The organism is Stenotrophomonas ginsengisoli, from assembly GCF_001431485.1.
Classification (GTDB): Bacteria; Pseudomonadota; Gammaproteobacteria; order Xanthomonadales; family Xanthomonadaceae; genus Stenotrophomonas; species Stenotrophomonas ginsengisoli.
The window spans coordinates 32,461-44,741 of record NZ_LDJM01000018.1; the positions used below are offsets into that span (position 1 = coordinate 32,461).

Annotated in this window: 10 protein-coding genes; 3 read left to right on the top strand and 7 right to left on the bottom strand. The window is 65.9% G+C overall.

Going from position 1 to position 12,281, the window contains the following annotated elements; all coding sequences use genetic code 11:
* Nucleotide 1 precedes the first annotated feature (1 nt).
* Complete coding sequence (locus tag ABB30_RS07355) at nucleotides 2-454, bottom strand: BLUF domain-containing protein (RefSeq protein ID WP_057637663.1); 453 nt, start codon at nucleotides 452-454, stop codon at nucleotides 2-4.
* Between the two features lie 304 nt (nucleotides 455-758).
* Nucleotides 759-1,343 carry a single-stranded DNA-binding protein gene (gene ssb / locus ABB30_RS07360; protein ID WP_057637664.1) on the bottom strand — a complete coding sequence of 195 codons (585 nt, stop codon included), beginning with the start codon at nucleotides 1,341-1,343 and terminating at the stop codon, nucleotides 759-761.
* A 209-nt stretch (nucleotides 1,344-1,552) separates the two neighbouring features.
* Between ssb and ABB30_RS07365 the strand changes: the two genes are divergently transcribed.
* Nucleotides 1,553-2,551 carry a polyprenyl synthetase family protein gene (locus tag ABB30_RS07365; protein WP_057637665.1) on the top strand — a complete coding sequence of 333 codons (999 nt, stop codon included), beginning with the start codon at nucleotides 1,553-1,555 and terminating at the stop codon, nucleotides 2,549-2,551.
* A gap of 155 nt (nucleotides 2,552-2,706) precedes the next feature.
* Here the strand turns inward: ABB30_RS07365 and ABB30_RS07370 are convergent, their stop codons facing one another.
* Nucleotides 2,707-4,263: a peptide MFS transporter gene (locus ABB30_RS07370; protein WP_245626448.1), complete on the bottom strand. Its 1,557-nt coding sequence runs from the start codon at nucleotides 4,261-4,263 to the stop codon at nucleotides 2,707-2,709.
* A gap of 144 nt (nucleotides 4,264-4,407) precedes the next feature.
* On the opposite strand from ABB30_RS07370, the gene ABB30_RS07375 reads away from it, so the two are divergent.
* Together ABB30_RS07375 and ABB30_RS07380 are read left to right on the top strand one after the other, a co-directional pair.
* Nucleotides 4,408-6,474: a S9 family peptidase gene (locus tag ABB30_RS07375; protein ID WP_057637667.1), complete on the top strand. Its 2,067-nt coding sequence runs from the start codon at nucleotides 4,408-4,410 to the stop codon at nucleotides 6,472-6,474.
* 73 nt (nucleotides 6,475-6,547) lie between these two features.
* A complete protein-coding gene (locus tag ABB30_RS07380; RefSeq protein WP_057637668.1) occupies nucleotides 6,548-7,813 on the top strand; it encodes a DUF819 family protein in 1,266 nt (421 codons plus the stop codon).
* A 75-nt stretch (nucleotides 7,814-7,888) separates the two neighbouring features.
* Here the strand turns inward: ABB30_RS07380 and ABB30_RS07385 are convergent, their stop codons facing one another.
* The 4 genes from ABB30_RS07385 to ABB30_RS07400 all read right to left on the bottom strand — a co-directional run bounded on the left by ABB30_RS07385 (nucleotide 7,889) and on the right by ABB30_RS07400 (nucleotide 12,251).
* Nucleotides 7,889-9,076 carry a Tle-like phospholipase domain-containing protein gene (locus ABB30_RS07385; protein ID WP_057637779.1) on the bottom strand — a complete coding sequence of 396 codons (1,188 nt, stop codon included), beginning with the start codon at nucleotides 9,074-9,076 and terminating at the stop codon, nucleotides 7,889-7,891.
* Nucleotides 9,077-9,120: 44 nt separating this feature from the next.
* Nucleotides 9,121-9,858, bottom strand: coding sequence for an ankyrin repeat domain-containing protein (locus ABB30_RS07390; RefSeq protein ID WP_245626449.1), 738 nt, complete (start codon nucleotides 9,856-9,858; stop codon nucleotides 9,121-9,123).
* 120 nt (nucleotides 9,859-9,978) lie between these two features.
* A complete protein-coding gene (locus tag ABB30_RS07395) occupies nucleotides 9,979-10,188 on the bottom strand; it encodes a YbdD/YjiX family protein (protein ID WP_057637669.1) in 210 nt (69 codons plus the stop codon).
* Nucleotides 10,185-12,251, bottom strand: coding sequence for a carbon starvation CstA family protein (locus ABB30_RS07400; RefSeq protein ID WP_057637670.1), 2,067 nt, complete (start codon nucleotides 12,249-12,251; stop codon nucleotides 10,185-10,187). Before ABB30_RS07400 ends, ABB30_RS07395 begins: the two co-directional genes overlap by 4 nt.
* Nucleotides 12,252-12,281: the final 30 nt, after the last annotated feature.

Genomic DNA, 12,281 nt, shown 5'->3' on the forward strand with positions numbered 1-12,281 from the left:
ATCAGGGGCAGGTCAGTGCCTGGCCGATGCGGGCCGGGGCGGGCTGTTCGTCGAGGAACTGGTTCAGCGCTTCCAGCGCCGGGCAGTGGTTGGCCTGCTGACGCAGCGTGTACAGGGTCTGTTGCCAGCTGCCGTTTTCCAGGTGCTGGATGAACGTCGCCGGGCTGTGGCTGAAGCCCATGTACCAACGGTCGAACTGCTGGCCCGGGTGCCGGCCATCGGCCAACAGATGGATGGCACTGTGCCGCTGGGAGGCCAGGATGCGTGCCATCACCTGGTCGGTGGCGTAGTCAGTGCCTTCGAAGTACTGGAAGAATCGCTGGCCGTCGTACAGCAGCACCCCGGTCACGCCAATACGGGCGTTGAAGGTGCGCGCATCCAGCAGCAGCGCGTCGATGCACTGGGCGGAGAGGTCGGGTTGGGCCGTGCTGACATAGGCGATGTGACGGGTCACGGCAGGTCCTGCAACGGTGCGGTGGGCAATGGCGATGTGGCTGATGGGTTACCCCGGCGGCAGGTTGCGGTTCTCTTGGGCATGCATGTGCGCTCGTGTATCGGTCAGCTGCATTTATAAAATCGCCAACGGATAGATCAGGTGATGGACGGCACCTGCATGACTGCGGGCCAACCCCGGTTGATCCCGGGCCGGGGCAGGGGGGCGGAAGTGCCTGCCTGCCCTCGCAGACGCAGGATCCAGGCAATAAAAAACCCGGCATCGCCAGATGCCGGGTTGCTGCCATGCTCAGCCGGGTGTCGGCTCAGAACGGGATGTCGTCGTCAGCGAAGTCGTCCATCGGCGGTGCCTGCGGTGCCGGGGCCGGAGCCTGACGCTGCGGGCGCTGCTCGTAACCGCCCTGGTTGCCGCCGCCGTAGTTGCCACCCTGGTTGCCGCCACGATTGCCACCGCGGTTGCCGTAGCCTTCGTTGCCGCCGCCGAAATCATTGCCGCCCTGCGGGCGGGCCTGACGCTGCGGACGCTCGCCGCCCATGCCACCGCCGCCGCCTTCACCGCGGCCGCCGAGCATCTGCATCTCGTCGGCGACGATGTCGGTGCTGTAGCGTTCCTGGCCGTCCTGGCCGGTGTACTTGTCATAGCGGATGGAGCCCTCGACATACACCGAGCTGCCCTTGCGCAGGTACTCGCCGGCAATTTCGCCCAGCTTGCCGAAGAACACCACACGGTGCCATTCGGTACGTTCCTGCTGGTTGCCGTCACGGTCCTTGCGCACCGAGGTGGTGGCCAGGGAGACGCGGGTGATGGCCATGCCGGCCTGGGTGTACTTCACTTCCGGGTCGTTGCCGAGGTTGCCGACCAGGATGACCTTGTTGATGCCGCGTGCCATGGGAGTCCTTCTTTTCCGTTGGGTGAACCCGCCGGATACGCGGGTCTAGCCAGTGGATTATAGCGGTCTGGCCGGCGCTGTCAGGCCTTGCCGCAAGCTGGCCTGGGGGCGTGCCGGATCTGGCTGCGGGTGGCCACAAAAGCGGCAATGACCGGGCGTACACGGCCTTGCCGGCCTATAATTGCCCGGTCATTCACAGTATCGACCGCATGACCATCATCGACGCCCCCCGCACCGCCCTGGGCCTGGCCCAGATCCAGACCTTCGCCGCACCGGACATGGCTGCGGTCGACTCCCTGATCCGGACGCGGCTGGCCTCCGATGTTGTGCTGATCAACCAGATTGCCGACCACATCATTTCTGCCGGCGGCAAGCGCCTGCGGCCGATGCTGGTCCTGCTGGCCGGGCGCGCGCTGGCCGGTTCCGGCCCGGTGCACCACCAGCTGGCGGCGATCATCGAGTTCATCCACACCTCGACCCTGCTGCACGATGACGTGGTGGACGAATCGGACCTGCGCCGTGGCCGCAGCACCGCCAATGCGCTGTGGGGCAATGCGCCCAGCGTGCTGGTCGGTGACTTCCTGTATTCGCGCAGCTTCCAGCTGATGGTCGAGCTGGACCAGATGCCGGTGATGCGCATCCTGGCCGATACCACCAACAAGATCGCCGAGGGCGAAGTGCTGCAGCTGCTGCATGTGCACAACCCCGATACCGACGAAGCGGCCTACCTGCGGGTGATCGAGCGCAAGACCGCGGTGCTGTTTGCCGCGGGCACCCAGCTGGGTGCGCTGGCCTGCGGCGCCGACGCAGCCGTGCAGCAGGCCTTGTACGACTACGGCATGGCCCTGGGCTATGCCTTCCAGATTGCCGATGACGTACTGGACTACTCGGCCAATGCCGAAGAGCTGGGCAAGAACCTGGGCGATGACCTGGCCGAAGGCAAGGCCACCCTGCCGCTGATCCATGCCATGGCCCACAGCGATGTCGCCACCCGTGCCCGCCTGGCCCAGATCATCCAGGACGGTGACAGCTCGGCGATGCCCGAAGTGCTGGCCGCCATCCAGGCTACTGGCGGGTTGGAATACAGCCGCCAGCGTGCGGTTGAATATGCCGATGCCGCCGAAGCCGCGCTGGACGGCCTGGGCGAGAACGAGGCCATTGCCGCCCTGCGTGGCCTGGCCCGTTACGCGGTGAGCCGCAGCCACTGAGCCACGTGCTGTTGTCTGGCTGTTGATGAAAACGCCCCGACAGGGGCGTTTTTTGATGATGCCGTGGCAAGCCTGCGTCCTGACGTATTGTCAGTGTCAGCAACAACAACGGCGCCCTGCGGCGCCGTTGTTGTTTTTGCATGGTGGCAAGCCGATCAGTCGCGGGTCAGGCGCTTGAGCAGCGGGGTGACCACGAACAGTGCGGCACCGGCCACCAGGCCGATCCACATCATCGAGGTGAACACACTGCTGTAGGTGGCCAGGGCCATTTCACGGCTTGCATCGTGCGGTACGGCCGCCCAGGTGCCGAGGCGGCCGGCGATGATTTCACCGAAGGCCGAGAACAGGAACCAGGCGCCCATCATCATGCCGACGGCACGCGGGATGGACAGGCTGGTGACGGCCGACAGACCGACCGGGGAGAGCACCATCTCGCCCATCACCAGCACGAAGTAGGCCAGCACCATCCACCACAGGCTGACCAGCCCGGTGTCGGCATTCGGGTTGGCCGCGGCATAGGCCAGCACGGCGAAGGCCAGGCCGCAGAACACCAGGCCCCAGGCGAACTTGGCCGGGTAGGACGGGTTCAGGCCGATCCGGTCCAGACGCGGCCACAGCCAGGCAAATACCGGCGACAGGCTGATCACGGCCAGGGCACCGATCGCGGTGGTCTGGGCGGCGTTCCAGCGGATGCCGAAGGTGGTCAGGTCCATGGCACGGTCAGCCATGGCCAGCCACGGGCCGTAGGTCTGCTCGTACAGGCCCCAGAACAGGGCCGACACGGTGATCAGCACCATCAGCATGACCATGCGGCCCTTTTCGGCGGCCGAGATGCCCGACAGCAGCAGCTTGATGAACCACAGGTACAGACCCGCGCCGAGGACCACGGCAACCAGTTCGGTCAGGGTGACCTCATGGCCGCCGACCAGGGCCGAGAGCGGGCCGAAGTTGATCTTGGTCTGCAGCACCTGCCACACGGCGAAGGTCATCACCACGCCGCCGGCGTAGATCAGCCATTCGGCCTTGGGGGTGTGGCCGGCCGGCGGTTCGGCCTGGCCGAGCAGGTGGCGGCGGCCCAGCACGAACTGGACCAGGCCCAGGGCCATCATCAGCCCGGACAGGGCGAAGCCGTAGCCCCAGCCATAGTTGATGCCGACATAGCCGACGATCAGCGAGGACAGGAAGGCGCCGACATTGATGCCCATGTAGAAGATGGTGAAGCCCGAATCGCGGCGCGGATCATGCTCGGGGTACAGGCGGCCGACGATGGTGGAGATGTTGGGCTTGAGGAAGCCCACGCCCACACCGATCAGGGCCAGCGAGAAGTACATGATCTGGATCGCGCCGGTGTCCTGTACCGCCTGGCCCTGTACACCTTCGGCCGCGTGGCCGGTCCAGGCCATGCCCAGCTGGCCCAGCACCAGCAGGATGCCGCCGTAGATCACGGCCTTGCGCATGCCGATGAAGCGGTCGGCGAGAATGCCGCCGAGCAGGGGCAGGGCGTAGGCCAGGCCGGCGTAGGTGCCCAGCAGCAGGTAGCCGTCGGCATCGTTGAACAGGTGGTGCTTGGTGAGGTAAAGCAGCAGCAGCGCCTTCATGCCATAAAAGGCAAAGCGCTCCCACATTTCGGTCAGGAAGCAGACGAACAGGCCCTTGGGGTGGCCGAGCAGTTGCTCCCCGGCCAGCGTTGCAGCTGGGGCGGTAGTGGTCACGGGATGGGTTTTCCGCATGGATGGGTGGAAGGCAGTATAGGCCCGGCCCCGGGACGAGGGCAGGCCATGACTGCCGGCCCTTGGACTACGCCACAGCCCGCACTACCATCGGAGGTTTGCCGTAAACCCTTTGGAGAGAGTGCGATGACATTTCGCCACGCCCTGTTGCCGTTGTGCCTGCTGGCCGCCCTGCCGGCAGCCGCCCAGGCAGCCCCCTCGCGCGGTCTGCAGGTCCAGGACCTGGTGGCCATCGAGCGGGTGTCCGCGCCGATGCTCACTGCCGATGGCCGCCATGTGCTGTTCGTCCAGCGCACGGCCGATGCCGACTACAAGGGCAGCGCGGCGGTGTTCAAGCGCAACCTGCTCACCCGCGACAACCGCCCGCCGGAACAGTTGACCCCGCAGGGCTGGAACATCAGCGCGCCGAGCCTGTCGGCCGATGGCGCAACGCTGTACTTCCTGTCGGCCAAGGGCGGCAGCAACCAGTTGTATTCGATGCCGGTGGCCGGTGGCGAGCCGGTGCAGCTGACCGAACTGGCCCGTGACCTGGACAGCTACAAGGTGTCTCCGGCCGGTGACCGCGTGTTGTTTGCCGCCGATGTCTACCAGGACTGCGGTTCGGACCTGGCCTGCACCAGCACGCGCCTGGATGCCCGGGCGGCGAACAAGGCCAGCGGCAAGATCCACAATGGCGTGTTCGTACGCCACTGGGATACCTGGGCCGATGGCCGCCGCAACACCCTGTTCGTGGCCGACATCAAGGCCGGCAAGGCAACCACGGCCACGGCCATCAGCGCCGGCATTGCCGGGGATGCGCCGTCCAAGCCGTTCGGCGGCAACGAGGACTACACCTGGTCGCCGGATGGCAAGAGCGTGGTGGCTGCCATCCGTGTGGCCGGTGCCGGCGAGCCGTGGTCGACCAATTTCGACCTGTACCGGATTGACCCGGCCGGCCGGCAGGCACCGCGCAACCTCACTGCTGCCAACCCGGCCTGGGATGCCGGCCCGGTGTTTTCTGCCGATGGCAAGACCCTGTACTACCGCGCGATGAAGCGCCCGGGTTTCGAGGCGGACCGCTTCGGCCTGATGGCCATGGACATGCGCAGCGGCAGCAGCCGTGAAATCGCCCCGGGCTGGGACCGCTCGGCCGATGGCATCGTGCTGTCGGCCGATGGCAAGACCCTGTATACCGGCGCCCAGGACACCGGCGAGCATCCGCTGTTCGCGGTGACCATCGCCAATGGGGAAGTGACCAAGCTGGTGGCCGGCGGCACCGTGGGCAGCTTCGATGTGGCCGGCGACACCCTGGCCTTCACCCGCAATACCCTGCACAGCAACGATCAGGTGTTCACCACCACCACCGCGGTCGATGCGCCGCAGCGGGCGATCACCCCGGCCTTTGCCGAGCGCGTGGCCGAGGTCGGCTTCGGCGACTACGAGCAGTTCAGCTTTGCCGGCTGGAACAATGAAACCGTGCACGGTTACGTGGTCAAGCCGTGGAACTACGAAGCCGGCAAGAAGTATCCGGTGGCCTTCCTGATCCACGGTGGCCCGCAGGGCAGCTTCGGCAACAGCTGGAGCCAGCGCTGGAACCCGCAGACCTATGCCGGCCAGGGCTATGCGGTGGTGATGATCGACTTCCACGGTTCCACCGGTTATGGCCAGGCCTTCACCGATGCGATCAGCCAGCATTGGGGCGACCGTCCGCTGGAAGATCTGCAAAAGGGCTGGGCCGCGGCCCAGGCCAAGTACGACTTCATCGATGGCGGCAATGCCTGCGCCCTGGGCGCCAGCTACGGCGGTTACATGATCAACTGGATCGCCAGCCAGTGGAATGACGGCTTCAAGTGCCTGGTCAACCACAACGGTGTGTTCGATACCCGCTCGATGGGCGCGGTGACCGAGGAAACCTGGTTCACCGAATGGGAATTCGGCGGCCCGCTGTTCTCGCACCCGGAAGGCTACGAGGCCTTCAACCCGTCGCGCCACATCGACAAGTGGCAGACCCCGATGCTGGTGGTGGCCGGGCAGAACGATTTCCGCGTGCCGCTGGACCAGAGCCTGTCCACCTTCCATACCCTGCAGCGCCGTGGCATCGAGTCGCAGCTGCTGTACTTCCCGGACGAGAACCACTGGGTGCTCAAGCCGCACAACTCGATCCAGTGGCATGACACCGTCAATGCCTGGCTGGAAAAGCACCTGGGCCAGTAAGGCCCTGCACTGACGGCGCGTGGCCGCTGGCCGCGCGCCGTTTCCCTGCTACCTATTCTCCATGGGAGGGGCGATGAGCCCTGATACCACTGCAACCACTGCAACCACGCTGATCACCAACGATATCGTCGGCCTGGGGCTGATCGCCGCCACCCTGGCCACGGTGTTCTACCTGTCCAGCAAGACCGAGGGCTTCTGGAAGAAGTTCTTTGCCATCGTGCCGGCCCTGCTGCTGTGCTACTTCATTCCGGCCATCTACAACACCGCCGGAATCATCGATGGCCACAGCACCAAGCTGTACAACCCGGTCGCACGTGACGTGCTGTTGCCGGCCGCACTGGTGTTGCTGACCCTGTCCATCGACCTGAAGGGCATCATCAAGCTGGGCCCGAAGCTGTTGATCATGTTCGTCACCGGCACCATCGGCATCATGCTTGGCGCGGTGGTCTCCTTCCAGGTGATGAAGCTGATCCACCCGGCCACCGTGGCCGGCGACACCTGGGCCGGGATGGCGGCGCTGGCCGGCAGCTGGATCGGCGGCGGCGCCAACATGGCGGCGATGCGCGAGACCTTCAACGTCGATGCCACCACCTTTGGTCAGTTCGCCGTGGTGGACGTGGTCTGTGCCAGCATCCTGTTGATGCCGGGCCTGATCTGGCTGGCCGGGCGCGCGGAGAAGATCGATGCCCGCAACGGCGCCGACACCTCGGCCATCGATGACATGAAGCGCCGGATTGCCGATTACGAGGCCAAAAGTGCCCGCATCCCGACCCTGACCGACCTGATGGTCATCGTCGGTGTCGGCCTGGGCGTGGTCGGTGCGGCCCATGCCCTGGCTGCGCCGCTGGCAACCTGGTGTGCGGCCAACATCAGCTTTGCCAAGCAGGCTTCGCTGGACAACCAGTTCGTCTGGGTGGTGATGCTGTCCACTTTTGCCGGCCTGAGCCTGAGTTTCACCAAGGTGCGCAACCTGGAGGCAGCCGGCGCTTCCAAGGTGGGCACCCTGTTCCTGTATTTCCTGATCGCCTGCATCGGCATGCAGATGGACCTGCTCTCGCTGCTGGAACGCCCGTGGCTGTTCCTGCTCGGGGTGATCTGGATGGGCACCCATGTGCTGCTGCTGTACGTGGTCGGGCGCCTGCTCAAGGCCCCGATGTTCTTCCTGGCCATCGGCTCGCAGGGCAATGTCGGTGCGGCGGCCTCGGCCCCGGTGGTGGCAGCGGCTTTCCATCCGACCCTGGCGCCGGTGGGGGTGCTGTTGGGTACCGTGGGCTATGCCACCGGTACCGTGCTGGCCTATCTGACCGGGCTGGTGCTCAAGTGGATGGCCGGCGCCTGAGTACGGGCCAGGCCGGGTTGTCACAACAAAAAAGGGCGCCGAAGGCGCCCTTTGTTGTTGCTGCGTTGCCGGTGCTCAGTGGCTCAGGGCATTGCTGCGCTGTGTCTGCTGGCTGGCCGCTTGTTCCTGTGCTGCTTGCTGGCTGGTGTGTTCCAGGCGCTGGTAGCTGTGCAGGGCCGGTTCACGCGCTGCGGCTTCGGCCAGGACCACGCTGCGTTGCTGGGCCGGGTCATCGCGACCGCCCTGGATGGCCACCAGACGCTGCTGGTCCGGGGTCAGGAGCAGGTGGTCGATACGCTGCAGGCCATCCTGGCTGGCATGGGCGGCGACATGGCTGGCGGTGTTGAAAAAACGGTTGTCATCGTGCAGGCCCAGCGGTGCACGCTGCACGGAAAGCCCGCGCGCGGCATCGAGCAGCAGCTGCTGGCCGTTGTCCTGGCTGGGCACCGGCCACGGGCGTTCCTCCAGCCCGGCCAGTTGCTGGGCCTGGAGTACCGCGTCGATGCCGTGCAGGTCCAGGCGGTGCTTGAGCATCACCCCCGGGACCATGCGTTCGAACAGGTTCTTCGGATCCGGGTCAGGTAGCTCGATGCGGTGGCCGGGGGCATCGGGCATGACCCAGCGGCTGAGCAGGTTGTCTTCCTGCAGGTAGGTGAGCAGTTCGTTGCGTACCTCGTAACTGCGCACCAGGCCATCACGGGCCTGCTGCTTGAGCACGCCGGCATCGCAGTCGAAGCGTTCCAGGGTGGAATCATGCACGCCGGCGGCATTGAAGGTCACCGTCGGCACCTCGTGGACCATGCCGGCGGCAGCTGCCAGGCCGCCGCCCAGCGAATGTCCGCTCAGGACCAGCTCCGGGCCCCAGACCTGGTTGGCCTTGCTGGTCAGGGCCACGGCCTGGTCGTACTGCACATCGGTCAGGCCCAGGCCCTGGCGCAGGTTGCTGCGCCAGTCACGGCCCTGGTCGGTACCGTTGAAGGCCAGTACCACCAGACCCTGCTCATTGCGGTACAGGGCGGCATCAAAGCCACTCTTGGCATCGTTCAGGTCTGCCGGACTGATGCCGGCCGCAGCCAGGGCAGGGCCTTCGACGGGCTGCCAGCCGGGTGGCAAGGCCTGCACCGCCACCGAGGGGTCACGGCGATGCGCGGCCAGGGTGTAGGTGCTGGCCAGCAACTGGGCCAGTTCGCGATCCACCTGGTGCGGGCTCTGGCCGCTGATGCTGGCGGCCAGGTCGGCGGCCGGGGTTTGCTGGGCAGACATGCGCATATCCTTGTGCGTGGTGGCTGCAGGAAGCGGTGCCACGGTCATTGGTTGGCCGTGAGCCAGTCCAGCACCGCTTGGCGATCGGCGCGGCCCTTGGCGTTGAGTCGTGCGCTGTCCTGTTCGAACAACAGCGACTGGAAGCGCACACCACGGATGTTGGTGGTGTCGTAGTTGGCGCCGGCCTTGAGCAGCTGCAGGGCACGGGCGGCATCGCCAACCTCGGCAGCCACATGCAGCAGGGTGTTGCCCATGGCATCGGCACGGTTGATGTCCGCCCCGGCAGCCAGCAGCAACGCGAACTGGGCATCGCGACGGCTCTGCACGGCGCGGAAGATCGGGGTGCGTGCTGCGCGGCCGCCGATCAGATCGACCGGGGCGCGGTGTTCAATCAATACCTGCAGGTAGCGTGGGTCATCCACGCTGGCGGCCAGGTGGGCCACGCTCTCACCGTCCATGCCCGGTGTGGAGGGATCAAAGCCGGCCAGCAGCAGGGCGGCCAGCGAGCCGGGCTGACGGTTCCAGATCGCCCATTCCAGCAGGGTCACATTGTCCTGACCACTCGGATTGGGCCGGGTGTGGCTGCTCAGTGAGGCGATGTCGCCGGTGTCGCCATCGGCAACGGCCTGGGCCAGCGGATGCAGCTCACTGGGAAAGGGGGACGCGGCAGCCATGTGGGACAGGGGCATGGGCATTTGCTCGGCATGGGCATGGGGCAGACCGAGGGCCAGGATCAAGGCCAGCGCGGTCGATAACGGCGGGATCTGGAGACCTGCAGACACCGGTTGCACTCCGTGTTGCGGCGCTCAGAAGCGACGTACCAAAAATGCTACCGCGCCTGTGTGCGGCAAAACGTGCTGGTTTTGTGACCTCTCTCCCAGCTCGGCAAGCCGGCAGGCACTTCAGCAGCAGCGCCCGCCACCCTTGCCGCCATAGCGGGCGTCCTGGCGCTCGCGGAAGAAGGTGGGGTAATCCATTACCGGTTGCCCGGGATGATGCAGGCGCATGTGCGCACGGTAGGTGTCGTAGTCGGGCAGGCCGCAGGCCAGGCGGCCGGTCTGCACCAGCCGCCGCCACAGGTGGCCCAGGGCCTGCCCGAGCCGCGCGATCATGGCTGGAGCTGATCCGGCTTCAAGGCCACATAGGCGGTTTCGCGGTCGCTGCGCTGCGGGTTGGCGCGGGCGCTGCGGATGGTCTTGATCGAATACAGCAGCACGGCCAGGACCACGAACAGGAACAGCACGGTCAGCCCGGCATTGACGTAGTTGTTGACCATCACCTGCTGCATCTGGCCGAAGTCCTTGGACGGAGGCAGCAGGTTGCCGGCCGCGATGGCGTCACGGTAGCGGTTGGCCTGGGCCATGAAACCCACCCCCGGGTCACTGGAAAACAGCTTGATCAGCCCGGCACTGATGGTGCAGATCAGCAGCCACACCGCCGGCAGGGCCGGCACCCAGGCGTAGCGGTCCTTCTTCAGCTTGAACAGCACCACCGTGCACAGCAGCAGGGCCACCCCGGCCAGCATCTGGTTGGCGATGCCGAACAGCGGCCACAGCATGTTGATGCCACCCAGCGGATCGGTCACACCCTGGTAAAGGAAGTAACCCCACAGCGCGACACAACCGCCGGTGGCCACGATGCTGGCCAGCCAGGAATCGGTCTTGCCCATGGCCGGGATGAAGCTGCCCAGCAGGTCCTGCAGCATGAAGCGGCCGGCGCGGGTACCGGCGTCCACCGCGGTGAGGATGAACAGGGCTTCGAACAGGATCGCGAAGTGGTACCAGAAGGCCATCATGCCGTCGCCGGGAATCACCGCATGCAGGATCTGGGCGATGCCCACAGCCAGGGTCGGCGCACCGCCGGCGCGCGACAGGATGCTGGCCTCGCCGATGTCCTGGGCGGTTTGGGTCAGCTGTTCCGGGCTGATGGCAAAGCCCCAGTTGGTCACGACCTGGGCCGCATGCACCGGATCGGTGCCGATCACCGCGGCCGGGGCATTCATCGCAAAGTAGATGCCCGGCTCGATCACCGAAGCGGCGACCATGGCCATGATCGCCACGAATGATTCCATCAGCATGCCGCCATAACCGATGTAGGCGGCATGGCCTTCGCTGGCGATCAATTTGGGCGTGGTGCCCGAGCTGATCAGGGCGTGGAAGCCGGATACCGCGCCGCAGGCGATGGTGATGAACAGGAACGGGAACATCGAGCCTTTCCAGACCGGGCCGGTGCCATCGGTGAACTGGGTCAGGGCCGGCATCTTCAACTCCGGCATCACGATCAGGATGCCCAGGGCCAGGCCAACGATGGTGCCGATCTTCAGGAAGGTGGACAGGTAATCGCGCGGGGCCAGCAGCAGCCACACCGGCAGCACCGCGGCAACGAAGCCGTAGCCGATCAGCATCCAGGTAATTTCGGTGCCGGTGAAAGTGAACATCGGGCCCAAGGTCGGGTGCGCTGCGACTTTGCCGCCGTAGATGATCGCGGCGATCAGCAGGACCAGGCCGACGATGGAGATCTCGCCGATCCGCCCGGGGCGGATGTAGCGCATGTAGATGCCCATGAGGATGGCGATGGGCATGGTCGCCATCACCGTGAACATGCCCCAGGCACTCTCGGCCAGGGCCTTGACCACGATCATCGCCAGCACGGCGAGGATGATGATCATGATCATGAACACCCCGAACAGGGCGATGGTGCCGGGCACCGGGCCCATTTCCTCGCGTACCAGCTCGCCCAGCGAACGGCCATCACGGCGGCTGGAAATGAACAGGACCATGAAATCCTGCACCGCGCCGGCCAGGACCACACCGGCAATCAGCCACAGGGTGCCGGGCAGGTAGCCCATCTGTGCGGCCAGTACCGGGCCGACCAAGGGCCCGGCGCCGGCGATGGCGGCAAAGTGGTGGCCGAACAGGACGTGCTTGTTGGTGGGCACGTAGTCCAGGCCGTCATTGCGGGTCCAGGCCGGGGTGGCCCGGCCCGGGTCCACGCCGAGCACCTTGTTGGCGATGAACAGGCCATACCAGCGGAAGGCGACCAGATACAGCGACACGGCCGCGGCGACAATCCACAAGGCATTGATGTGTTCGCCACGACGCAGCGCGACCACGCCCAGACAGGCGGCGCCGATGACAGCGAGCAGGGCCCAGAGGCCTTTGTTGAACCCTTTCATAGATGTCTCTCCGCCATGCATGGTGGTGCC

Coding starts and splice junctions, on each gene's coding strand:
- ABB30_RS07375 (WP_057637667.1), top strand. CDS start 4,408: ATGACATTTCGCCACGCCCTGTTGCCGTTGTGCCTGCTGGCCGCCCTG.
- ABB30_RS07385 (WP_057637779.1), bottom strand. CDS start 9,076: ATGTCTGCCCAGCAAACCCCGGCCGCCGACCTGGCCGCCAGCATCAGC.
- ABB30_RS07365 (WP_057637665.1), top strand. CDS start 1,553: ATGACCATCATCGACGCCCCCCGCACCGCCCTGGGCCTGGCCCAGATC.
- ABB30_RS07400 (WP_057637670.1), bottom strand. CDS start 12,251: ATGAAAGGGTTCAACAAAGGCCTCTGGGCCCTGCTCGCTGTCATCGGC.
- ABB30_RS07395 (WP_057637669.1), bottom strand. CDS start 10,188: ATGATCGCGCGGCTCGGGCAGGCCCTGGGCCACCTGTGGCGGCGGCTG.
- ssb (WP_057637664.1), bottom strand. CDS start 1,343: ATGGCACGCGGCATCAACAAGGTCATCCTGGTCGGCAACCTCGGCAAC.
- ABB30_RS07380 (WP_057637668.1), top strand. CDS start 6,548: ATGAGCCCTGATACCACTGCAACCACTGCAACCACGCTGATCACCAAC.